Source organism: Rhizobium bangladeshense (genome assembly GCF_001662075.1).
In the GTDB taxonomy this organism is placed as follows: domain Bacteria; phylum Pseudomonadota; class Alphaproteobacteria; order Rhizobiales; family Rhizobiaceae; genus Rhizobium; species Rhizobium bangladeshense_B.
On the sequence record NZ_LYPL01000004.1, the window covers coordinates 330461 to 353930 of the forward strand.

Below are 23470 nucleotides of genomic sequence, written 5' to 3' on the forward strand. Positions count from 1 at the left end.
TCAAATCCTTTCCAGCCAATTTTCAAAGACCTCGACCCTGAGTCCGTCCGAAGCCGGGCCTCTGTAGTCGGCCCAAATCTGTGACAGAGGAATAGCGATGCGGTAGTAATGGCCTTTGGAGCCAGCGTTGCGTCCGAACCCCTCTTCCTCGTTGTCGACACCCATCGTCGCGATAACGCGTTCAACGACAGCTGATTTCCCACGGAGATACATCGGAAGCCGATAGTGCCCGACTGGAAACCGCGTGCCGGTCCGTACCAAGTCGCCAACTTTGAAAGTCGGCGTCTCGCCGAACGCGGCGACAACTGCCTGTGCGATCGATTGCGCTGTCATTTCGATGTCCTTTCAGAAGCTACTCGCTCCCCGTTGTCAGACTTCGCGTTTGTCCTGTGTCTTGGCTTTGAAGGCATCCATCACGCGTGTGGAGTAGACAAGACCTGCCCCTGCGTTGACACCAATCGCTGTGCCGAGCGCCTCGGCGATTTCCTCTCGTGTCGCGCCTGCTTTGAGCGCAGCCTCTGTATGGACAACGATGCAGCCGTCGCAGCGCAGGGAAACCGCGACAGCCAAAGCTATCAACTCGTTGACCTTCGACCCGAGGAGGTCGGTCTTTCTGGCTGCTCCCCCGATCGCTTGATAACCGCGGATGACGTCCGGGCTCAGCGCCGCCAGCTCGCCAACTCCGGCAAGCACCTGACTGTGGTAGGCATTCCAGTCGATCATCGACATAGGATGGCTCCGCGTTGCGGCATCAAACGCCGTGGTAGACAAGACGTGCGAAAAAGTCGGGCGAGATGACGAATTGCCCCCACTTCGTGTCGAACGCCGCGGTTGGCTTGGCGGCGATCACCGCATCGACGGGCTTGCCCTCCGACTTGAGCTTGGCGACGTTACCGCGGATATCGACGAGCATCGTTCGATAGTCGCTAAGCTCCGACTTCTTGCTGAGCGGCTGGCCGTGACCGGGGATGACGATTGTCTTCTCGCCGACGCTCGAGAGGATTTCCTCCACGGCCTTGATTTTCCCGTCGATGCCACCGCCCGTAGAGTAGTCGATGAACGGGTAGATGCCGTTCCAGTAGAGGTCTCCGGTGTGAACGATGTCGGCTTCGCCGAACGCGACCGAGATGTCGCCGTCGGTGTGGGCGTTCGGATGGTGCTTGAGCATCAGCGTCGACTTGTTCAACTCCAGAGACATCTCGTCACCGACGGTCTCGGAAGGCACAGCGGCGAGCGGCGGCCTGGGGAATTCGAAGTCCCAGTCGTCAACCCTTTGAACGGCCATCAAATGGGTTTTTGTGTTTTCATGGGCGAGGATCGCCGCTCCTTCGCCGTTCAGCCATTCGTTTCCGTCGGTGTGATCGAAGTGCCAGTGGGTGTTGATCAGATGCCGGACAGGCTGTTTGCCCAATCCGGCAAGGGCGTCGCGTATTCTGGGACGAGAGGCGGTTATCCCCCCGTCGATCAGCACCTTGCCGTCGCCTCCGGTCAGCACGGCTATGTTGCCGCCCGATCCTTCCAGGATCGAAACGCCGGCTCTTGCCTTGTGGACCTTGATCGGTGCCTTCGCAGCTTCATCGCGGATCATGTCGACGATGCCCTGTGCCTTTGCGAAGACCTCAGGAGGGCTAAGCCAGCCTCCCGTGGCGGCAAAGGTAGAGGCGGCCATACAGCATAGGCAAAATCCGCGGCGTGAAATCCTGAAATCCTGTGCCATGGCATGTCCTCTTCGAAAAAGCGGAGCGGCTCCAGGAAGCTTGGGGTTCACCTGAAGCCGCCTGTCCGCCGAGCGATCATGCCTGGAAAAACGCCAGCAGATCGGGGTTGATGATATCCGGATGGGTGCTGCACATTCCGTGCGGCAGGCCTTTGTAGACTTTCAGCGTGCCGTTCTTGAGCAGCTTGATCGACAGGAGTGCGGCGTCCGCGATCGGAACGATCTGGTCGTCGTCACCGTGCATCACGAGAACGGGGACTTCGATTTTCTTGAGGTCGTCTGTGAAGTCCGTTTCGGAAAAGACCTTGATGCATTCGTAATGTGCGACAGCGCCACCGATCATTCCCTGCCGCCACCAGTTCTGGATCAGGCCCGGATAGACCTTGGCGTCCTTCCTGTTGAAGCCGTAGAAGGGGCCGCTTGGCACGTCGAGATAGAATTGCGCGCGGTTGGCAGCGAGCTGGGCGCGGAGATCGTCGAACACCGAGATCGGCAGGCCACCCGGATTGCTGTCGGATTTCAACATTACCGGCGGGATCGCCGATATGATTACGGCCTTGGCGACTCTGCCCTTCCCATGCCGGGCGACATAGCGGGTAACCTCACCGCCTCCCGTAGAGTGACCGACATGGATCGCGTCCCTCAGATCGAGTGCCTCCGCCAGTTCCGCGACGTCGGCGGCGTAGGTGTCCATATCGTTGCCGATCGCGGTCTGCGTCGAGCGACCGTGTCCACGTCTGTCGTGCGCGATCACTCTGTATCCCTTGCTCAGGAAGAATAGCATCTGGTTGTCCCAGTCATCGCCGCTGAGCGGCCAGCCATGGTGAAAAACCACAGGCTGCCCCTTGCCCCAGTCCTTGTAGAAAATCTGTGTCCCGTCTTTCGTTGTGATCATGCCCATTTTCTTTTCCTCGGCTGATGATTGGGTTGCCTGCGCGGCAGCGTGATGGACCGGAACCAATTCGGGAAATCCGAACATCGATGCTCCTAAAGCCCCGGCAGCCGTGCCGAGCACGGTGCGGCGGGATATCGGAAGGTTTGTCGGATTACCGGATGTCATGTGTCTCGATCCTTTTGCCAGCCTTCGGGCGGCGGCTTGTCAGGACGAGGCCATTGACCCGTCCGTCCATCCGTTTCGATGTCGGGGAGGATATGCAGCGAGGCCGGGGCAGCCAATCATATGTTTCCGTTAGTCTCGCGGGTTCATCTAGTCTGATCTTCGGTACCGAAGTATAGTCCCGGCAACTCCATTGGCGGTGACCGGGAGAATGTCGTGAGGGGGCTTGAAATACGACAATACGCGCCCGCGTTAGCTACGGGTTTCGCGGGAACTGCTTTAGGAATGTCCGAACAGGAGCCTTATGGCGCACTGTTCATCGTGCTGGCCGCGCTTATGTTCATTGAACGGCGGCGGACTGCTGCAACGGCTGCCTTGCTTTTGATCGCCGGTTGCGCCGTGATCCTGTTCATTTACGAGCCTCGCACAGCGTCGCTCACGCGCCCCTTTGCCTTTCTTCTGTCGGCTCTGGGGGCTTTCTGGCTGGTGAACATCTGGCGGAAGCAGGCCGACCTTCACCACAACCTGGTTGACGCGAGGCTGATCGTCGAGAGCATGCCCGGACTTGGCTGGGCCACCGACGCGCAGGGCAATTTCGTCTACATCAATCCAAGCGTCGTGGATTACGTCGGCAAGAGCACGGACGAGTTCAACGCCATCGGGCGGACCGGGCTCGAGGCCGTGCATCCTGACGATGCCGATCGTGTAACCGAAGCCTGGCTCACCAGCATGCGGACTGGCACGCCATTTGAATCCGTTCATCGCATCCGGCGGGCCGATGGCGACTACAGCTGGTTTCACGCCTACGGACGCCCTCATCGCAACCAAAGAGGCGAAATCCAGGGATGGTACGGCACCACAATTGATGTCGACGAGAAACAGAAGGCACAGCAGCGGCTGGCCGACAGCGAGCGCCAGCTTCAAATCCTGATCGACACCATGCCAGTGATGATATGGTGCGCAGCCCCGACCGGAGAGCCGATTTACCAGAACCCCAAGTTGCTGGAGTATCTCGGCGCGAGCTTCGAGGAGATCAGGGACAACAACTTCGGGGTGGTTCATTCCGACGACATGGCGGACTTCCAGGCAGTGTGGGCAGATTGCGTCAAGCAAAAGACGCCGCTCTCGATAATCTGCCGCCTGCGGTTCAACGACGGGACATATCGCTGGAACAGGGTGACCGCCGCCCCTCTCCTCGGCGAGAACGGCGAGATAATCCAGTGGTACGGGACCAACGTCGACATCGAGGAACTTCACCAGACGCAGGACGAACTGCGCTCGAATGCTGATCGACTGCGATTAATGCTGGACACCCTGCCCGCATTCGTCTGGTGCGCCAGCCCCGACGGCCAGCCAACGTATTTCAACGAGCCGTTGATGAGGTACTCCGGCGTGACGCTGGAAGAGCTTCGGGGGGCCAATGGGTCAGGGTTCGCCCCGATGATCAGCAGCCTCGTCCATCCAGCCGACGCGCCTGTCTTGCGGGATCGTTTCGAACAGTCGTTCAGGTCCGGCGAGCCGATCGCGCTGAAATACCGCCACCGGCTGGCCGACGGTGGATACCATCTCGTAGACTGCAGAGCCAGGGTTCTCCGTGACAGCCAGAGCCGGCTTTTTCAATGGTATGGGGTCATCGTCGATGTCGAGGATGAAACGCAGGCGCAGGCGCAGTTACAGAAGGCACAGCACCAACTAGAGTTGGCCACACGCGCCGCTAGTCTGTCCGAGCTATCCGCGTCGATTGCCCATGAAATCAGCCAGCCCTTGGTTGCGGTGCTCACGAACAGCCTCGCGACCGAGCGGTGGCTGGAGGCAACGCCGCCAAATTTCGAACGCGCCAGGAACAGCGCCAGGAAGGCCGCGGAGGCGGCGAACGACGCGTCAGAAGTCATCAGCAGGATCAAGGCGTTGTTTCGGCAGTCAGGCGCTGCAAAATCGCCCGGGAACCTCAACGGTATCATCGAAGAGGCCTGCATCCTGCTCCGGGAACGGATTGCGGCTTCGAAGTGCGATCTGCACACCGACCTCCAGCGAGACTTGCCCGATGCCGTATTCGACAAGGGCCTCATGCTCCAGGTACTCGTCAATCTCATCCAGAACGCCATGGATGCGATGGCGACGATGAACGGAGCAGCCAGGCTCCTGGAAATCCGATCGAAGCGAGAAGACGGGAACATCGTCGTGCATGTGCGCGACAGCGGCATCGGATTGAACGACACAGAGAAGATATTCGAACCCTTCTACACCACGAAACACAATGGGATGGGCATCGGCCTGTCCGTCTGCCGAAGCATTGTCCGAGCACATGAGGGAGCGCTGTGGGCGGCACCGTCTGAGCCTTCAGGCACAATATTCAGTTTTTCCCTTCCAATGGCCGGAGGAGAACCCGATGTACAGTGAAGATCATGCAGTCTTCGTTATTGACGATGATAAGCGGGTCCGGGATGGACTTCGTGAATACCTGGAATCATGGCGAATGAAGGTCGCAACGTTTGCGACCGGACGGGAATACCTCGATGCCCCGAAGCCCGATACCCCATCGTGCCTCGTTTTGGACGTGCGGCTTCCCGATTTTGACGGATTCGAACTGCATGCCGAGATGGCCGACCAGCCCCACCCTCCGATCATTTTTATAACAGGGCACGGGGATATTCCCATGACAGTGCGCGCCATGAAACTGGGCGCTGTCGATTTCCTTCAGAAACCATTCCGGGAGCACGACCTGCTCGCGGCGATAGGCACAGCGCTTGAGCGGGATGAGCTGGCTCGGCAAGACCGCGCGGCGCTACGTGAATTGCAGAGGAGGCTTGATTGCCTCTCTGCGCGGGAACGCGACGTTCTCCCGCTCGTTGTGAGTGGGCTGATGAATAAGCAAGGCGCGGCCAAACTCGGCATCAGCGAGATCACGTTCCAAATCCACAGGGGTAACATGATGCGCAAAATGCACGCGGATTCCTTGGCCGACCTGGTAAGGATCGCCGGCAAACTCAGCATACCGATTACCCATTCCCGATATGGAACCCAGTGAATGATAGCGCATGCGAGCCGGACCTTTGCAATCGTGGACGATGACAAGCGGGTTTTGGATGGTTTGCGTGAGCTTCTGGAATCCTTGGGCTATGCCGCCCGCACCTATCGGTCCCCGGCCGCCTTTTTGTCCAGCGGAGACCTTGCCGCATGCGATTGCGTGATTACCGACATCAAAATGGATTCGATGGACGGGTTCGAGCTGGAGAAGGCGGTGCGCGTCCACGAACCCGGAATGCCCATGATTCTGATGACAGGGCGCTCAGACATCGAGGACCAGGGCTACGCGGGCGCTGACGACCAGCGAGTATTCATGCGAAAGCCACTGAACAGCCAGGTTCTCTTGCCGGCTATCACGCGGCTTCTTGCTTTTCGCCGGTAGGAGCAGAAGCAGGAGCGACCGGAGCAATCACCAAGTTTCTTCTGTATTCGCTTGGAACGCACCCCATGAACTTCCTGAAGGTCTTGGTAAATGCCGCTTCGGACTGATACCCCATCCTCCGCGCAATCACCGATATTTTCTCGCCGTTCGCCTCGATCTGCCGAGCAGCCTGATAAATCCGACACTCAGTGAGATAACCAAGCGGAGCCTGACCTACCATGGCTCTGAACCGAGCTGCAAAAGCGGATCGCGACATGCCGGCTTTACGCGCCAGCCGGTCAACCGTCCAGCTCATCTGGGGCTCCGGGTGGATGGCCTCTATTGCCAGCGACAGGTTCTTGTCTGCTACCGCAGCGAGCCATCCGGTTTTGGCGGTTGCCCGTTGCTCCGAATAAGCGCGAACCGCGTGAACGAAAAGAAGCTCGAACAGGCGTCTCACCACGGCATCCGATCCAAGTCCGGGCGCATCTACTTCCGCGGCCAGCAGCTCAAGCACGGCCTGGAATGCCCGGCTCCGGTTCTGCTCGGATTTCAGGTGAAGGAGCTTCGGCAACACTTGGAGCAACGGCCGGGCGTCCAGCCTGTCGATTTCGAAAAAGCCGCTGATGAAGGTCGTCGTCGTGCCGCCGCCGCCGAATTGAATCCGGTTGCCTAGCCTCAGTGCCTCGACATCGAGACAGTCCTCGATGCGCGAGCGCTCATGATCGTAGACGCGGTACGACTCGTCCCCAAACATGATGAAGACGTCGCCTGCTCGCAATGCCACAGGGTCTGGGTTGCCTCGCGTCGTCAGTATCCCCGATCCTCGCACTACGAGCACAAATTTTATCGAAGGGTCGCCGTTCGACACGACGCCCCATGGCGCTGTCGCGTCCAAGGTCGTGAACTTCGCCTTCCTGATCCGCATGGAGGAAAAGATGTCGCTCAATGGGTCCAACTAAATGTTCCTATGATGGACGATCGAGCCAAAACTTGGGACGATCGAGACTGAAGGCTCTTGGTATCCGTCGCTATATGGTGGGACGAAAAGGAGATTCCAATTGCAGAACCGTCTCGCTCTAGCTGAAACCATCCGGACACTCAAAGCCAGGTACTGCCGTTACGTAGACACCCATATGTGGGTCGACCTCGCGGCGCTATTCGCCCGCAAACCAACTATGCGTTTCGTCGGAGAGGATGGTGTCCTACTGGCGCAATTCGACGCCGTCGACGAATTCGTTGCTGTCACGAAGGCGTATCTCTCGGGCGTGAAGTCGATCCATCAGGTCCATAACGACGAGATCGACATCGTATCGGAAAGCGAGATCAGCGCCGTCTGGTCTATGGAAGACTACCTGGTCTTCCCGGGCGGAAACGACGGGCGGCCCGCATCCATGCACGGTTACGGCCACTATCACGAAACATGGCGGCTGGAAGACGGACAGTGGCGGTTGGCGCACCTGGAGCTTCGCCGGACAATTCTTGAAATCAAGCCGAAGGAGAACGCGGCATGACAAGCAATCCTATCAAAGTCGGCATCATCGGCGTCCACCCGGACAAGGGCTGGGCGACAACGGCCCATGTTCCGGCCCTGAAGGCTTTGCCGCAATTTCGCATCACGGCCATCAGCCACAACAAGCAGGAAATAGCGGATGCTTCGGCCCTGAAATTCGGGGCTGATCGCGGCTACGTCACTACCGACGAGTTGGTGAACGATCCGAACGTCGATCTCGTGGTTGTGACGGTAAAGGTCCCACATCACCTCGAGCTGGTGACGAAGGCGTTAGGGGCAGGCAAATCCATTTTCTCCGAATGGCCGCTCGGGATGAACCTGCGCGACGCCGAGGCGATGAATGCCCTCGCAAAGCAGAAAAACAAGTTCACCGCGATCGGACTTCAGACCCGCTCCGTGCCGGCCATTAGCTTCATCCGGGACTTGGTGAAAGACGGCTATGTCGGTGACGTCCTCTCTGTTTCGATCATAGGCTCTGGCATCATATGGGGAGAGGAGATCAACGAGAGTTACCTCTATACTTTGGATATGACGAACGGTGCCTCGATGCTGCACGTTCCGTTTGCGCATACTCTGGACGCCACGCTCTTCGCTCTCGGGTCCAGATTAGCGTCCGTACGGGGAACGCTATCCAACAGTCGATCAATGGTCCGCGTAGCGGAGACCGGGAAACAGGTCCCGTTCACGGCACCCGACCAGATCGTGGTCGGCGGCCTGCTGGAGAACGGCGCTGCCTTGAGCGCTCACTTCCGCGGTGGGCTCTCGCGGGGAACCAACTTTCATATAGAGATCAACGGCACCGCGGGAGACCTGATCCTGACGAGCCCCGTCGGCTACGTCGGCTTGGGCGGGTTTACTGTGCGGGGTGCCCGGGGAGATGAGCAGATGCACGAGCTGCAGGTGCCGCAGACCTACGATAGGCTCGGCATCGAGGACGGATTCAGCCAGAGCGTCGGCATCGCGTATTCACGCATCGCATCGGACATGCTGGCTGGCACCCACCTCTCCCCCACATTTGAAGACGCCGTGAATTTGCACCGAGTGCTGGACGTCATCGGATCGGGCAACGGAGAGCGTTGCGATGTCTGAGAAAATGCGGGCTCTCGTGGTCACGCGGCCAGGCGGACCGGAGGTCCTTGAGGTTCGAAATGTGGCCCGCCCCGGCCTTCGCGACGAGTATGACGTGATCATTCAGGTAAAGGCGGCGGGCATCAATCCCGCCGACTGGCAAAACCGGAAAAACGGCGCGGTCTACGACCTTGAAGATGATGATCCTGCTTTACCGACGATCCTTGGGATCGACGGCGTCGGCATCGTGATGGAAGTCGGCGGGGAAGTGACCAATGTCCGGGTCGGCGATGAAGTCTGGTATGTGGACGGGGGCTATGCCGGCAACCCCGGCAGCTACGCCGAATATAAGGTGGTCCGGGGCGATTACGTGACGTTCAAGCCGGCCGGCATGGGCTTCGCAGAGGCGGCGGCATTGCCTGTTGTCGGGCTCACAGCATGCGAGGCCGTGTTCGACAAAGGGCAGGTCAGCAGTGGCGACCACGTCCTCGTCCACGGCGGCGCGGGCGGTCTCGGCCACATCGCGATACAGTATCTGGCCTCGATTGGAGCGAAGGTCGCGACAACCGTATCGAGCGAAGCCAAGGCGGAGCTCGTTCGAAAGCTCGGCGCTGAACTCGTCATCAACTATCGAACGCAGAACATCGAGGAAGCACTAGAGCACTGGAAAGGCGAGCCAGGCGCTGATGTCGTCTTCGACTTTGTCGGGCACGACAACTTCGCCAGAAGCTTCGCGCACACGGCAGCGTACGGCACGCTCGTAAACACCGTCGTCTCCGAGTGGCCTGCCGAAGGTAACGGCCCTGCCGAATGGAAAAACCTCAATATCAGCTTCGTCAATATCGGACTGCCGCAGATCGGCCAGAACCATGGCCATCGACTTCGGCAGACGGCGATCTTGAAGGAAATCGCTGAACTTGCCGATCGCGGTCGCCTGAAACCGCACATCGACCGGTTGGTGTCCTTCGACGGCGTCGCCGAGGCGCAACGCGCGCTGGAAGCGGGCGAAACCCTCGGCCGCCCCGTATTGGTTCTGTGATGACAGATAGGACCTTCCCAGCCCGAACCCATGCCCATCTATGACAACTAGATTCACGGAAAGACCAACCATGACCACAATGCTCCCATTTGGCGTTTCATCGACCGCAGCGGAAGTCCTCTCCGGTGTCGATCTGGTGGGAAAGAACATGATCGTGACTGGCGGTGCCAGCGGGATCGGGATCGAAACCGTGAAAAGCCTTGCATCCGCGGGCGCAGCGGTGACCATTGCTGCGCGCAGACCAGAGGCGGCTGAGGATGTCGCCCGATCGCTTCGGGCGCAGATGGGCAACCCCCAAATCGATGTGCGACAGCTCGACCTGGCGGATTTGCGATCTGTTCGAAACTTCGTCGCCGATTGGGAAAAGCCGCTTCATGCCCTCGTTAACAACGCGGGCATCATGGCCCTCCCCGAACTCGAGCGGACCTCCGAGGGTTGCGAAATGCAGTTCGCGACCAATTTTCTCGGGCACTTCGCCCTGACCACGGGCCTCCGCCGTCATCTCGCCGATGCCCAGGGTGCGCGCGTGGTTTCTGTAAGCTCGACGGGAAGCCTGTTCGGGCCGGTCTTCTGGGACGACCCGCATTTCCGTTTCATCCCCTACACACCACTCCTCGGGTACGCCCAATCAAAGACGGCCTGCATTCTTCTGTCCGTGGGCATCGCCAACCGCTGGAAATCGGACGGAATTGTCTCGAACGCGCTCAACCCGGGAGCCATAGCGACGAACCTCCAACGACACACAGGCGGACTCAGAACACCTGAACATCTGCGCAAAACGCCCGAACAGGGTGCATCGACGTCCGTGATGCTCGCCGGGTCGCCCCTCGTCGAGGGTGTAAGCGGTCGGTACTTCGACGATTGTCAGGTCGCCCCTGTTCTCCCTGGACGACCTGATGGCAAACTGGAAGGTGTGGCAGCTTACGCGCTGGACATGGAGAACGCGGATCGGCTGTGGCGTATGGCAACCGAACTGATCGGGGCATAAACAAGCGAATGTGAGTCAATGTGAATATGCGGGCGAGTGAGTTGGAAACTGCAACCCCAGATGCGCTTCCAGACTTCGTTCGCAGCCCTCACGTGCTCTGAGACGAACCCAGGGAAACTGCTCGTCTCCGAAGTTATCATCCATCCCTCGAATTCATCGCCGGGCAGCCAACCGCGCGTATAGCCGTTGCTGATGCATGCCGGGGCGGTTGCAAGCTGTTCGCACAGCCGTTTACGATCCTTGAGCAGAGCATCGACGGTCGCGCGCGGATCTCCTTCATGCCAGGCCATAGCTGCGTCGACGGGGTTGGATCCCGGTGTCGTATGACGTCCGGAAAGCATGTCGAATCCTCGTCAGTTTAGGGGGAGCTCGGAGACAATGTTGGGGCAGCGAAGCGGCCCATGCAACGGCGCGACAGCGCGCGCACCGAAAAGCTAGACACCAGAACGAGTCGTAGCAAAGGTTCGTTGAACGCTTAGCAGGTCACAAGCTGTAGGGCTAGAATTCACGGACCGCCCTCGACATCAGTAGGCGGACTCCAACGTAAGATCAAAACGGCTCGGCCGGCTCGATGTCCGCCCTGCCCGAGATCACGACGATTCCTATATGCGGACTGATGCTCGCGACCATTGTTGCAAGATCGATACCGTTGAGACCGCCGGGCATGTCGACGCCGGTGAAAACCGCTTCAACGTCGGTTCGGGAGCCAATAATGCCCACTGCTGCAAAACCGACGCAGCCTCAAGAACCTCAAAAACGACGTCCTTCAGCGCTTCCGCTTGTCTTCGTCGAGCCGCGCGGATGTCTATCGATGACGGCGAGCGTAGCGGTGAGATAGGCAAGAGGATCTAGGGAGGCATTGATTGACAGTGTCACCTCGGCACTGACACCGACGCATTATTGAGGGTGAGTCGGACTTCGGTCCGATGGTAGACAGCAATCTCTCTGTTAATTTCCATTCCGCTGAAACCTTAAAACTCAGCACGAAAAGGGTGTCTGTCCCTGATCCGGAGCACCCTTTTCAAACCTGGTTTCGGAGTCCGCAGGTGCGCGCCGACCGGGCGGCGTCATATCGACCGTAGCGATCTTTGCGCGGTTTCTTCGTCCGTGTCTCAAATCAAAATCCCAAACTCAGGTCGATGTGGAACGAATCAATCTGCTCCCAACTCGAGTCGCGAATCACTGGTTCCCTGTCAATTCTCCTGGGAAAGGCGGACATCGGCATGAACAGAGGGCTGCACCGAGTGCTTTGAAAGCAGAAAACCCGCCGCGGAAGCTCCAATTTTTTCGGCTGCAGAACGCCGGCCTCTAAGTACCACACTTCTCTGATCGCTGCCGTCCGGTTCGATCATCATGCCGCGCAAAACGAGCTCGCTTCCATGACATGTGGCATAAGCCCCGATTGGCGTACGACAGGATCCGTCAAGGGAACGGAGAAAGGATCGCTCGCAACGCACCGCGTCAGCGGTGGCGGCGTCGTCGAGAACTGACACCAGTTCCGTGACAACAGCGTTGCGCACACAGCTCTCGATGCATATGGCCCCTTGAGCTGGAGCCGGAGGGAAGTCGCGCAGGTTGAGAACCTCCGTCACGACGTCTCCAAGCCCCAGCCTGTTGAGGCCCGCCTGTGCGAGCAGCGTGGCGTCGACGACCCCGTCCTCAAGCTTCTGCAGCCTTGTTCCCACGAGGCCACGGAAAGGCACGACGACGAGGTCCGGCCGGTGCAATGCCATGAGTGCGGCCCTTCTTACCGAGGACGTTCCGACGACGGCGCCGGGTGGCAGTTCCCATAGGCGGAATCCGCTCCGTGATATAAAGGCGTCCCGCGCGTCCTCCCTGGACAGACATGCGCTGAGATGGAGTCCTTCAGGAAGGTCCGTAGCGACGTCCTTGCAGGAGTGAACCGCCATGTCGAGTTCTCCCGCCAGCAGGCGCTCCTCCAGCTCTAAGGTGAAGAGACCCTTCACACCGATGTCCGGAAGCGGCTGCTCGCTGAGCCGGTCGCCCTTCGTCGTCAGCGGCACGATGACAAAGGATTCAGCGGGCAGTCCATGGAAGGCGCATAGGCGCGCGGCCACCTCCGACGCCTGGGCGATGGCAAGCGGGCTTGCGCGGGTGCCTATCCTGAAAGGTTTGCTGAATCCTTGACGTGCGCTCATCACGCCGCATTCCTTTCGACTGGAAGCGACGCCGTAGCATCAAACTGCAGCTCCGCAAGCCTTGCGTATGCGCCGCCCTGGCGAACGAGCGACGCATGCGTCCCTTCTTCGACTATCCGGCCTTCTTCCATGACGAGGATGCGATCAGCCTTGAGAACGGTGGCAAGCCGGTGCGCAATGACGATCGTCGTGCGATTCTCCATAAGCTCGTCGAGTCCCTTCTGCACCAGCATCTCGCTTTCGGCGTCGAGCGATGACGTGGCTTCGTCGAGAAGAAGGATCGGAGCGTCCTTCAGGACAGCTCTTGCGATCGCGATTCTCTGGCGCTGCCCGCCAGACAATGTAAGACCGCGCTCGCCTACGACGGTGTCGTATCCGTTGGGAAGAGCGGAGACAAAGTCATGCGCCTGCGCCCTGGCAGCGGCGGCTTCTATTTCTTCCGAGATGGCCTCCGGCCGGCCGATCGCTATGTTCTCCTTGATGGAGGAGGCGAAAATCGTGACGTCCTGGGGGACGATGGCCATCTGTTGCCGCACTTCTTCCGGAGAGAGCGTTGCGAGGTCGCGACCGTCGATTGCGATCTTTCCGTCGCCTGCCCCGTAGAAACCTAGAAGAACCGAAAAGAGCGTGCTTTTACCAGAGCCCGATGCTCCGACCACGGCCACGGTTTCGCCCGGAGAGACCCGCATTGACAGTCCCCGCAAGACTTCGCGGTCTGGCGCGCCCGCATAGGCGAAGCGTACGTCCTCGAATTCGATCCGACCCGCGACGGGCGTTCGCAACGGCAGCGTCGCGCCTGCTTCTGGCCGCCCGTCCTCTTCGTCCATCAGTTCGAATAGCCTGCCGGCCGCACCTGCCGCCTGTGCGAGCTCGCCCCAGACCTCCGAAAGCGAACCCAGCGATCCTGCCGCGATCACCGCGTAAAGAAGGAATTGCCCAAGATCTCCTGCGGTCATCGCGCCGGACAGCAGGTTCTGCGCTCCGATCCAAAGCACGCCGACGACGCTCGCAAAAACGAGGGCGATCGCGAAAGCCGTGAGGAAGGCTCTCGAGCGCGCGGCGCTCACCGAACTGGCATACGACGCCTCGATTTCGCGGACGTATTTGCGTTGAGCGGCGTCCTCACCGTTGAAGGCTTGTGTAGTCCGGCTTCCTGCAATGATCTCGCTTGCAAAGGCCGACGCCTCGGCGAGCGCGTCCTGTGCGGACCTGGATTTTTGCCGAACTGACCGACCGAACACCACAAGGGGCACGACGATGAGCGGGATTGCTCCGACCGTGATTGAGGACAGGCCGGGACTTGTCACGAACATCATGGCAAGGGCGCCGACGCAGAGAATGGAGTTCCGAAGCGCGACGGAGGCAGCAAGGCTCACGGCGGACTTGATCTGGGCCGCATCGGCGGTGAGCCGCGACGAGACTTCGCCGGAGCGGTTCGCATCGAAGAAGCTTGCAGGAAGACGAACGACCGTCTGAAAGACCCGGAGACGAAGATCGCAGACCAGCCGCTCGCCAAGCGCGGTGACGAAATAGTATCTACAGGCACTTGCGACGGCGAGAGCGATCGCCAGCACGACGAGCATCACGAAGTAGCGGTCGACGAATACGCCGTCGGTCCGGGCGAAACCCTGATCTATCAGACGCCGGACCGCTGTCGGCAGCGCGAGGGAGATAAGAGCCGCGGCCGTAAGGGAGACGACGGCGCCGGCCGCCAGCCACAGGTGGGCGCGCAAAAGAGGCGTCAGCTTTCCAAGTCCCGCCAGCGACCTGCGGGAGCGGTCTTTTCTCGCTGCGTCGGAGTCCGTAGCCCCCGTGGAAAATGCCGGCGTATCAGCGACGCGGTCGTGCTTGGCAATCATCAATGCCGTGAACTCCTGGTTTGCATCGATTGGTCTTTTCGCCCCAATTCAGTGGTCAGTCTTTGATCGCGATCAAAACCGGATCGATCTTGAGCAACCGGACTTCCCGCGTCGACCGCACTGTGGCACCGATGAAATGGGCCTAGAAACACGCCGGAGCCTGAAGACGAAACATGGAACTACCGCTACTGCAGGCGTCGGACGCCGAGCGAGTGCTGTAGGTAATGCATCTCTCGAAAACTCCCTTATTGGTCGTATCCTCACCGCCATCGAGAACTTCTGTGCGGTTCCGGATGATCAGCTTTTCGAAATCGTCTGTCAGCATCACCGCATCTTCATCGATCCGGCGAAAGCGCCTCGCAGGAATACTACATTTCTGGGTCGTCTTGCGCGCGAAGCGGTCCTCACCATTTCGGTTCGCGGCGGCATCTCACGGCCGCGATCTTCGCCTATCTCAGGTCGATATGCAGAGACGTTGAGTTCGATTGTTGGGACGCAGAGGAACGATCGTTTAGGCGACGTGCCTTGCAAGCGCGCAGCGCGACCAGAGCGAATGCAGCGCCTCGACCAGATGGGCGATATCGGCGTCGGAATGCAGCGGCGTCGGCGTGATGCGCAGGCGCTCGGTCTTCTTCGGCACTGTCGGATAGTTGATCGGTTGGACATAGACGCCGCAATTGTCGAGCAGCAGATCGGAGATCCACTTGCATTTCGCCGCATCGCCGACCAGCACCGGCACGATATGGCTCGGATTGGGCATATGCGGAATGCCGCGCTGGTCGAGCAGTGCTCTCAGCTTGCGCACACGGTCCTGATGGCGGGCGCGCTCGAACTGGCTGACCTTCAGGTGCTGGATCGAGGCGACGGCGCCGGCAGCAAGTGCCGGCGGCAGCGCCGTGGTGAAAATGAAGCCGGAGGCAAACGAGCGGATGAAATCGCAAAGCGCCGTCGACGCGGCGATGTAGCCGCCCATCACTCCAAAAGCCTTGCCGAGCGTGCCTTCGATCACGGTCAGCCGGTCCATCAGCCCTTCGCGCTCGGCGATGCCGCCGCCGCGCGGGCCGTACATGCCGACGCCATGCACTTCGTCGAGATAGGTCATCGCGCCATATTTGTCGGCGAGGTCGCAGATCTCCTGGATCGGGGCGATATCGCCATCCATCGAATAGACGCTTTCGAAGGCGATCAGCTTCGGCGCCTTCGGATCGGCGGCCTTGAGCTTGGCTTCGAGATCGGCCACGTCATTGTGCTTCCAGATCACCTTGTCGCACTTGGCATAACGGATGCCCTCGATCATCGAGGCATGGTTCAACGCGTCGGAGAAGATGATCAGGCCGGGGATCTTGGCGCCGAGCGTGCCAAGTGCCGCCCAGTTGGAAACATAACCCGACGTGAAGATCAGCGCTGCTTCCTTGCCGTGCAGGTCGGCAAGCTCCCGTTCGAGCATGACGTGATGGTGGTTGGTGCCAGAAATATTCCGGGTGCCTCCCGCACCCGCGCCACAGTGGTCGATGGCGTTCTTCATCGCCTCGATCACCTTCGGATGCTGGCCCATGCCGAGATAGTCGTTGGAGCACCAGACCGTGACTTCCTTTTGGCCATCCGCGGTGTAACGCGTCGCGCGGGGAAAATTGCCGCGGTGACGCTCGAGATCGGCAAACACGCGGTAACGGCCCTCGGTATGAAGCCCGTCCAGCTCGTTTTTGAAAAACGCTTCGAAATCCATGCATATGCTCCTTCTGCATGGGAGATCACTAGCGGTCAGCCAACCGCCTGTATTTGATCTCCGTCAAGTTTGGACGAACTTTGGGCAGTTGCAAGTCTGAAAAAGACCAGTTGGAGAACACTCGTGACGAGATAGATCGCCACCCGAGGTGACTTCGTGAAATCATGTTTTCGGCGCATCCAAAGCGGATTCGGTTCAACTGGAGGGATCATCTTCACGCCCTGGACTGGCGGACAGCGCCGCAGAAGAAGAGCGGATTAAGGGCGCTGTTAAGCGTCGGACAGGCGGAGAGCGATCGCCACGCGGTCTCCTTTTCCTCCGGCCGCTCAGGAACAGCGTATATCTGGCCCCGCCGCCCAAACATGGGTTGTTTGATCCGGATCAATTATCTCGCGCTCGGTCCGCGCTACTCCTCCGTCCATGATCTCTGTCTCAAAGTTCTCGAAGGGCCTCGTCGCCCTCGCACAGCCGTCCCGCTTCGTCGAACTGGCGAACAGGACAATTCCGATCCTCGCGGCCGCGACGCTGATCACGTTCGCCACCGGGCTCTGGTTGAGTTTCAACTCCGACGGAGACTACCAGCAGGGCGAGACTGTTCGGATCATGTACGTCCACGTCCCAGCGGCTTGGATGGCGATGCTCTGTTACAGCGTGATGACTGCGAACGCGATCGGGTCGCTGGTCTGGAAGCATCCGCTCGCCGACGTCGCGGCCCGTGTCGCCGCCCCGCTCGGCGCCGCCTTCACGTTCGTCTCCCTCATCACCGGAGCGATCTGGGGGAAGCCGATGTGGGGGACGTGGTGGGTTTGGGACGCACGTCTGACCTCGATGTTCGTGCTGTTCATCATGTATCTCGGACTTCTCGCGATCAATCGCGCCATCGACGAGCCCACCCGCGCGGCAAGGGTCACCGCCGTGCTGATCATCGTAGGATTCGTGAACATACCGATCATCAAGTTTTCGGTGGAATGGTGGAACACGCTGCACCAGCCGGCCAGCGTGATCCGCCTCGCCGGACCGGCTCTGGACATCGAGTTTCTGCGGCCATTGCTGGTCATGGGGCTCGCCTTCGCGTGTCTTTTCGCCACCCTCTACGTCGCCTCGATCAGAAACGAGATCTGGCGCAGAAAGCTGATCTCGCACTACAGGCTGGCCGCGAGGGCGGCGGCTCACCGGGAGACCTGAAATGAACCACGAACACTATGTTCTTGCGGCGTATTTGCTCACCTTCGCGGTCATGGCCACGGCGACGTTGAAGGTCTGGCTCTCAGGAAGACGCTACCGCCGTCAGGTCGAGGCGCTCGCTGTCGCGCGCCGTCTGCAGCCTCGCGGAGACCGCTAGGATGCGACGCTACGCCCTGGCCGCGATTCCGCTTGTCGCATTCCTCGGGATTGCGGGCGCCGTCGCAAACACGTTGTATCGTGAATCCGTGGACGGATACTCCCCTGCCGCCATTCCTTCGGCGTTGGCGGGACGCCGGCATCCAGCGGTCCATCTCGCGCCGCTTACCGGTCTTCAAACACCAGGCGTAGACGATCAGACACTTGATGGTCACATCGCCGTCGTCAACATCTTCGCGTCCTGGTGCGTTCCCTGTCGGCTCGAACACCCGGCGCTGATGGAACTCGCCAAAGATTCTCGCATAAAGCTCGTCGGCATCAACTACAAGGACGCCCCGGAGAAGGCGCTGGCCTTCCTTCAGGAAAACGGCAATCCGTTCGCGGCGATCGGAATCGACACCACGGGAAGAAGCTCGATCGACTGGGGAGTCTACGGCGTCCCGGAAACATTCGTTGTCGATCGCGCGGGACGAATCCTCTTGAGGCATGTCGGACCGATCGACGAGGAAAGCCTCACGACGGACATTCTGCCCGCTCTGGAAGAGATCATCGCCACCGAATGAGCATGCCTCTTCCAGCCGTGTTTGATCTCAATCAAAGAAACGGCCCGCCTATTGAGTATGTCGGTTTGGCGGGTCGGGATTTTCCCGTGTCAAGGGGGGAAGCTTGACAGAGGCCCGCTCGGTTTTGGGGCGCAACATCGAGCGAGCCTCCTCGCGTCAAATTCCTCACCGATCCGGATATCCCCAGGCGCGCTGGATGAACTGTTTTCCGTGCCATGGCAAAAGCCGCAGCATGGAGCGCTGTCTCAGGCCATTTCGGTCCCGGACAGCCGAGAGATCTGTAGCCGGTCACGATAGGCGCCGACGCCCAGGCTTTCGACCAGGGCGCGAACAGCCTTTTGCTTCAGCTCCGACTCCACGTTGCCATCGAGTGTCACCTGGCCGTTCTTGACGGTCACCTGGACCTTCTGGGGCGTTATCCCCAAGTCTGACCTCAGGCGCGTTCGGACCGCCAGCTTGATCGATTCATCTTCTTTTGGCAGCGGCGCCGTCTGGGCGTCGATGATCAGGCCGAGGATGTCTCTGCGGCTGACAACCCCCACAAGGCGCCCGTCCTCGACGATCGGCAGCCGTTTGATCCGGTGCGCCTGGAGGCTTTCGGCGATATCCGATACCTCGCTGTCGGGGCTCGCCACGATTACATCTTGAGACATGACATCGGCGACACACCAGCCATTGCTGGAAATATATCGCTCGAGATCGATCTCGGAGATGATTTCGGGTGCGCGGGCAGCGCGGGGAGCGAACCTGATCTCTCTCCGCAGCAGCAGGTCGCCCTCCGTCAGCATTCCACAGACGCGGCCTTCGTCGTCAACCACGGGAAGGCCGCTGACCTTATTTTGCATCATGACAGCGACGGCGTGGCGTATACCAACCGCTGGACTGATGGACACCACATGAGTGGTCATTATGTCCTTCGCTTGCATCTTCCTGCCTCGTCTATAAGAATTGTTGCTGCGACGACCATAGGACGACATCGTCGAGCCGCCATTGATCTCCGTCAAACAGAGCGGTCTCCCTGGAGCAGTTCGCTGAGCTTAGCCTGCTCGTCTGCCGTCAGCTTGCTGCCGGTCGGCTTGCCGGCCCTTTTGCGCGCAAAGACCAGCAGTGACAGTCCGCCGGCGAGCACCAGCAGCACCGGTGCGCCCCAGAGCAGCACCGTCTTCATGCTGACACGCGGCTTCAGCAGCACGAACTCGCCGTAGCGCGAGACGATATAGGTCAGCACCACCTCGTCGCTGTCGCCATCGGCGATGCGCTCGCGCACCAGCAGGCGCAAGTCCTTGGCCAGATCGGCATTGGAATCATCGATCGACTGGTTCTGGCAGACCATGCAGCGCAGTTCCGCCGAAAGGGCGCGGGCGCGCGCTTCGAGCGCCGGATCGGCCAGCACCTCGTCAGGATTGACGGCAAAGGCGGGGGCTGCCATCAGCACCACAACGACAGCCAGGAGCAGACGCCGCATCATTCCGCCGGCTCCATTGCCGGAGTTGCCGGCTTCGCCTTGCGGCGCGGGGCGCCGACACGCAGGCGCCGGTCGCTGAGCGAGACGAGGCCGCCGAAGGCCATGAACACCGCTCCGCCCCAGATGCAAAGAATGAACGGCTTCCACCAGATACGGACGACGATACCGCCGTCCTTGGTGGCGTCACCGAGCGATACATAGAGCTGGCTGAGCCCGAAGGTCAGGATGCCGGCCTCCGTCGTCGGCATCTGGCGGGCAGTGTAGAGGCGCTTGGCCGACCAGGTATCGGCAACCGCGACACCGGCGCGCCGGACGGTGAAGTGGCCGCGGTCCTCGGTATAGTTCGGCCCGGTCGCCGGCTGCATGCCGTCGAAATGCAGACTGTAACCGCCGGCCTCGGTCACCTCACCGGGCTTCATCTCGATGACATACTCGCTCTCGAACGTTGTGACCGCGACGATGCCGAGCACGGTGACGCCGAGCCCGGCATGGGCAAGGGCCGTGCCGAAGGCCGAACGCGGCAGGCCGGAAAGCCGGCGCCAGGCGAGACTGGCCGCGACTTTGCCGATGCCGGCGCGGTACCACAGATCGGCTACCGCACCGAGGATCAGAAACAGCCCGGCAGCGAGGCCGAGCACCGAAAGCACCGGCCCGCCATGTTCGATGTAGAAGAAGACCACCGCGGCAAGGAAGGCGAGACCTGCGATGACATAGAGCCGCTGCAGAGCACCGAGCAGATCGCCGCGCTTCCAGGCCAGCATCGGCCCGAAGGGCACGATGACGATGAGCGGCGCCATCAGCAGGCCGAAGGTCAGGTTGAAGAAAGGCGCTCCGACGGAAATCTTATCGCCGGTCAGCGTTTCCAAAAGCAGCGGATAGAGCGTGCCTGTGAGCACCGTGCCGCAGGCGACCGTCAGGATCAGATTGTTGACGACGAGCGCGCCCTCGCGCGAGATCGGCGCAAACAGCCCGCCTGCCGACAGCTTCGGCGCGCGGAAGGCGAAGAGCGACAGCGCCCCGCCGATGAAGATCAGCAGGATGCAGAGAATGAAGACGCCGCGGGAGGGGTCGCTGGCAAAGGCGTGCACCGAGGTCAGCACACCGGAGCGCACCAGGAAGGTGCCCATCAGCGACAGCGAGAAGGTGAGGATGGCGAGCAGCACCGTCCAGATCTTCAGCGCCTCGCGCTTCTCCATGACGAGCGCCGAATGCAGCAGTGCGGTGCCGGCGAGCCACGGCATGAAGGAGGCGTTTTCCACCGGGTCCCAGAACCACCAGCCGCCCCAGCCGAGCTCGTAGTAGGCCCAGTAGGAGCCCATGGCGATGCCAAGCGTCAGAAAGGTCCAGGCGGCCAGCGTCCAGGGCCGCACCCAGCGTGCCCAGGCGGCGTCGATGCGCGCTTCCAGGAGGGCCGCAACGGCAAAGGAGAAGCAGACGGAGAAGCCGACATAACCGAGATAGAGCAGCGGCGGGTGGATCGCGAGGCCGATATCCTGAAGAACCGGGTTGAGATCGCGGCCTTCGGCCGGCGCCGGATCGAGGCGCAGGAAGGGATTGGAGGTCAGCAGGATGAACAGCGTGAAGGCGACCGAAATCCAGGCCTGCACGGCCAGCACATTGGCCTTCAGCGTCTCCGGCAGATTGCGGCCGAAGACGGCGACCAGCGCGCTGAACAGCGTCAGGATCAACAGCCAGAGCATCATCGATCCCTCGTGATTGCCCCAGACGCCGGAATATTTATAGAGCAGCGGCACCAGCGAATGCGAATTCTCCCAGACGTTCTCGACCGAGAAGTCCGAGACGACATGGGCGTAGGTCAGCGCGGCGAAGGAGAAGGTGACAAGCGAAAACATCGCCAGCGAGCCGATCGTCGCCACATCCATCATCGCCCGGTCGTGACGACGGGCTCCGATCACCGGCACGATGGAGAGGATGAGCGCCGTGGCGAGCGCCAGCACCAGCGCGTAATGGCCGATCTCGATGATCATTGCTTAGGCTCCCCGTGCTGCCACAGACCCTGCTCCTTGAGCTTGTCCGCCACTTCCTTCGGAACATAACGCTCGTCATGCTTGGCTAGAACCGTATCGGCCGAGAAGATCTGGCTCCCGGCCTCGAACGTTCCTTCCGTCACCACTCCCTGTCCCTCCCGGAAGAGGTCTGGAAGGATTCCCGCATATCTAACGTGCACGACCGCCCCGCCCGGATCGGTCACGGAGAACTCGACGAACGTCCCGGAGCCTCGGACGATGCTGCGCTCTCCTACCAGACCACCCAGTCGAATTCTTGCTCCCGGACGAACGTCGCCGGAGGCCAAGTCAGATGGCATGTAGAAATAGGCGATGGACTGGCTGAAGGCGAACATCACAAGCAGCACTGCGGCCAAGATGAACCCCATGCCGACGCCAATCACCGCCAGGCGCTTCTGTTTGCGTGTCATTCCGTCTTTCCCTTGCCGATACCGTACTCGCGTGCCACCGCAATCAATTTCCTGACGCTTTCGCCGTCCGTTGAGAAGGCTGCCAACGCGCGATCCAGCGCATCGGCTGCACGATCCATTTCGTTCAACACCGCATAGGAGCGCACGAGCCGCATCCAGCCGTCGAGATCATCGGGGTCCGTCTTGAGCCTCGCGTCCAGACTTTCGACCATATCGCGGATCGTCTGCTGCTGTTCGGCGGGGGCAAGGCTCTGCGCACCGGCCAGGCTTTCACCATTCCTCGCGATGTGCTCGTTGACGAGCGGCAGCCACGGCGCGCCGGGCGGCGAATCCTTGACGATGGCTTCGAAGGCGGCCTTCGCCTCGGCGGTGTCGCCTGCCTGCTCGCTGGCGAGCGCCACATAGTATTTTGCACGCGGATTGCGCGGCTGGAGCTCCAGTAACGCTTCAAGCACCCGACGAGCCTCTGCGGTGACCGTGCCATTGGAGGACGCCAGCACTGCTTCGGCAAGCCCATCCAGTCTGATCGCGCTCGGCCCAAGGAGCCGGATGGCATTTCGATAGGCCTTGTCCGCATCCGCGACGCGATTGGTGCGAAGATAGATCGGAGCGATGACGTCCCATCCCCGGCCGTCGTTCGGAACCCGCACAAGATGCTCTTCGGTCTTACGAATCAGGATGGCGAGGTCCTGTCCCGGCTCGTCAAGCCTTTGTTGCAGAGCCTTAGACGGGAGTTCTGGAGAGCCGAACGCGACGTAGGTGGAGATGCTGGCGATAGATAGAAACGCGGCGACGCTCAGCTTCAATGCGACCGGCGACCGGGAGGAGGACCACTCGACGCGAACGGCGTCGGCCTCGCGAAACAGCCTTCTGGCGGTTTCCGCTCTTGCTACTTGATGGTCGTCCGGAGCGATGCGTCCCGCCGCCAACTCCCTGTCGAGTTCCTCGAGCTGGTCGCGATAGACTCGGGCGCCATCCTTTCCGCCGTCCGAGACCGCCGTTCGTATCGGGGACAGCGGATGAAGGAGCGCGGCCGTGACGACCGCCGTCATGACGGCGAATGTAATCCAGATGATCATGGTTCAGGTTGCTCTGTTGCGAGGGCAACATAGCGTCCGCGTGGCACGGAACATTGACGCCGATCAATTAC

23 protein-coding genes are annotated in these 23470 nt (G+C 60.5%); 10 read left to right on the plus strand and 13 right to left on the minus strand.

The features are described 5' to 3' along the window. From A7X77_RS11465 to A7X77_RS11480, 4 genes are all read right to left on the minus strand, one after another. The gene (locus A7X77_RS11465) at positions 1-333 is read right to left on the minus strand and encodes an SH3-like domain-containing protein (protein ID WP_064683029.1); all 333 of its coding nucleotides are present in this window, start codon (positions 331-333) and stop codon (positions 1-3) included. 36 nt (positions 334-369) lie between these two features. After that, the gene (locus A7X77_RS11470) at positions 370-729 is read right to left on the minus strand and encodes a carboxymuconolactone decarboxylase family protein (RefSeq protein WP_064683030.1); all 360 of its coding nucleotides are present in this window, start codon (positions 727-729) and stop codon (positions 370-372) included. Positions 730-751: 22 nt separating this feature from the next. After that, a complete protein-coding gene (locus A7X77_RS11475; RefSeq protein WP_064683031.1) occupies positions 752-1669 on the minus strand; it encodes an MBL fold metallo-hydrolase in 918 nt (305 codons plus the stop codon). Positions 1670-1793: 124 nt separating this feature from the next. Continuing rightward, on the minus strand, positions 1794-2618 hold the full coding sequence (locus tag A7X77_RS11480) for an alpha/beta fold hydrolase (RefSeq protein WP_064683096.1): 825 nt from the start codon (positions 2616-2618) through the stop codon (positions 1794-1796). 492 nt (positions 2619-3110) lie between these two features. On the opposite strand from A7X77_RS11480, the gene A7X77_RS11485 reads away from it, so the two are divergent. Genes A7X77_RS11485 through A7X77_RS11495 form a run of 3 tightly spaced genes read left to right on the plus strand, consistent with a single transcriptional unit; the run spans position 3111 to position 6183 of the window. Next, positions 3111-5174, plus strand: coding sequence for a PAS domain-containing protein (locus A7X77_RS11485; protein WP_064683097.1), 2064 nt, complete (start codon positions 3111-3113; stop codon positions 5172-5174). Continuing rightward, positions 5164-5802, plus strand: coding sequence for a response regulator transcription factor (locus A7X77_RS11490; protein WP_064683032.1), 639 nt, complete (start codon positions 5164-5166; stop codon positions 5800-5802). Before A7X77_RS11485 ends, A7X77_RS11490 begins: the two co-directional genes overlap by 11 nt. Before the next feature lie 33 nt (positions 5803-5835). Next, positions 5836-6183 carry a response regulator transcription factor gene (locus tag A7X77_RS11495; protein ID WP_376776704.1) on the plus strand — a complete coding sequence of 116 codons (348 nt, stop codon included), beginning with the start codon at positions 5836-5838 and terminating at the stop codon, positions 6181-6183. Here A7X77_RS11495 and A7X77_RS32250 read toward each other — a convergent pair. Further along, positions 6155-7120: an AraC family transcriptional regulator gene (locus tag A7X77_RS32250; RefSeq protein WP_082928076.1), complete on the minus strand. Its 966-nt coding sequence runs from the start codon at positions 7118-7120 to the stop codon at positions 6155-6157. The genes A7X77_RS11495 and A7X77_RS32250 overlap by 29 nt on opposite strands. Before the next feature lie 103 nt (positions 7121-7223). On the opposite strand from A7X77_RS32250, the gene A7X77_RS11505 reads away from it, so the two are divergent. The 4 genes from A7X77_RS11505 (at position 7224) to A7X77_RS11520 (ending at position 10770) form a co-directional block, all read left to right on the plus strand. Next, complete coding sequence (locus A7X77_RS11505) at positions 7224-7676, plus strand: nuclear transport factor 2 family protein (RefSeq protein ID WP_082928075.1); 453 nt, start codon at positions 7224-7226, stop codon at positions 7674-7676. Further along, positions 7673-8764 (plus strand): Gfo/Idh/MocA family protein, encoded by a 1092-nt coding sequence (locus A7X77_RS11510; RefSeq protein ID WP_064683034.1) that lies wholly within the window; start codon positions 7673-7675, stop codon positions 8762-8764. The genes A7X77_RS11505 and A7X77_RS11510 overlap by 4 nt, the downstream gene beginning before the upstream one ends. After that, entirely contained in the window at positions 8757-9782 is a 1026-nt protein-coding gene (locus A7X77_RS11515) for a zinc-binding dehydrogenase (RefSeq protein ID WP_064683035.1), read from the plus strand. The genes A7X77_RS11510 and A7X77_RS11515 overlap by 8 nt, the downstream gene beginning before the upstream one ends. Positions 9783-9852: 70 nt before the next feature. Further along, positions 9853-10770 (plus strand): SDR family NAD(P)-dependent oxidoreductase, encoded by a 918-nt coding sequence (locus A7X77_RS11520; RefSeq protein ID WP_082928074.1) that lies wholly within the window; start codon positions 9853-9855, stop codon positions 10768-10770. Between the two features lie 1193 nt (positions 10771-11963). Here A7X77_RS11520 and hemC read toward each other — a convergent pair. The 3 genes from hemC to hemA all read right to left on the minus strand — a co-directional run bounded on the left by hemC (position 11964) and on the right by hemA (position 16514). Then, positions 11964-12929, minus strand: a complete 966-nt coding sequence (gene hemC, locus A7X77_RS11525; protein WP_064683036.1) for a hydroxymethylbilane synthase — start codon at positions 12927-12929, stop codon at positions 11964-11966. Beyond that, the gene (locus A7X77_RS11530; RefSeq protein ID WP_082928073.1) at positions 12929-14788 is read right to left on the minus strand and encodes an ABC transporter transmembrane domain-containing protein; all 1860 of its coding nucleotides are present in this window, start codon (positions 14786-14788) and stop codon (positions 12929-12931) included. Before A7X77_RS11530 ends, hemC begins: the two co-directional genes overlap by 1 nt. Positions 14789-15299: 511 nt before the next feature. After that, the gene (gene hemA / locus A7X77_RS11540) at positions 15300-16514 is read right to left on the minus strand and encodes a 5-aminolevulinate synthase (RefSeq protein ID WP_064683038.1); all 1215 of its coding nucleotides are present in this window, start codon (positions 16512-16514) and stop codon (positions 15300-15302) included. 420 nt (positions 16515-16934) lie between these two features. On the opposite strand from hemA, the gene A7X77_RS11545 reads away from it, so the two are divergent. The 3 genes from A7X77_RS11545 to A7X77_RS11555 are packed head-to-tail and all read left to right on the plus strand — an operon-like array spanning position 16935 to position 18418. Then, the gene (locus A7X77_RS11545; RefSeq protein WP_064683039.1) at positions 16935-17699 is read left to right on the plus strand and encodes a heme ABC transporter permease; all 765 of its coding nucleotides are present in this window, start codon (positions 16935-16937) and stop codon (positions 17697-17699) included. A gap of 1 nt (position 17700) precedes the next feature. Beyond that, on the plus strand, positions 17701-17856 hold the full coding sequence (ccmD, locus tag A7X77_RS11550) for a heme exporter protein CcmD (protein ID WP_064683040.1): 156 nt from the start codon (positions 17701-17703) through the stop codon (positions 17854-17856). 1 nt (position 17857) lies between these two features. After that, positions 17858-18418 carry a DsbE family thiol:disulfide interchange protein gene (locus tag A7X77_RS11555; RefSeq protein WP_064683041.1) on the plus strand — a complete coding sequence of 187 codons (561 nt, stop codon included), beginning with the start codon at positions 17858-17860 and terminating at the stop codon, positions 18416-18418. A gap of 245 nt (positions 18419-18663) precedes the next feature. On the opposite strand, the gene A7X77_RS11560 is transcribed toward A7X77_RS11555, so the two are convergent. From A7X77_RS11560 to ccmI, 5 genes are all read right to left on the minus strand, one after another. Next, entirely contained in the window at positions 18664-19344 is a 681-nt protein-coding gene (locus A7X77_RS11560) for a CBS domain-containing protein (RefSeq protein WP_064683102.1), read from the minus strand. A 74-nt stretch (positions 19345-19418) separates the two neighbouring features. Beyond that, the gene (locus tag A7X77_RS11565) at positions 19419-19886 is read right to left on the minus strand and encodes a cytochrome c-type biogenesis protein (protein WP_064683042.1); all 468 of its coding nucleotides are present in this window, start codon (positions 19884-19886) and stop codon (positions 19419-19421) included. Further along, on the minus strand, positions 19883-21871 hold the full coding sequence (locus A7X77_RS11570; RefSeq protein ID WP_064683043.1) for a heme lyase CcmF/NrfE family subunit: 1989 nt from the start codon (positions 21869-21871) through the stop codon (positions 19883-19885). Before A7X77_RS11570 ends, A7X77_RS11565 begins: the two co-directional genes overlap by 4 nt. Beyond that, complete coding sequence (gene ccmE / locus A7X77_RS11575; RefSeq protein WP_064683044.1) at positions 21868-22320, minus strand: cytochrome c maturation protein CcmE; 453 nt, start codon at positions 22318-22320, stop codon at positions 21868-21870. The genes A7X77_RS11570 and ccmE overlap by 4 nt, the downstream gene beginning before the upstream one ends. Beyond that, the gene (gene ccmI, locus A7X77_RS11580) at positions 22317-23399 is read right to left on the minus strand and encodes a c-type cytochrome biogenesis protein CcmI (RefSeq protein WP_064683045.1); all 1083 of its coding nucleotides are present in this window, start codon (positions 23397-23399) and stop codon (positions 22317-22319) included. The genes ccmE and ccmI overlap by 4 nt, the downstream gene beginning before the upstream one ends. Positions 23400-23470: the final 71 nt, after the last annotated feature.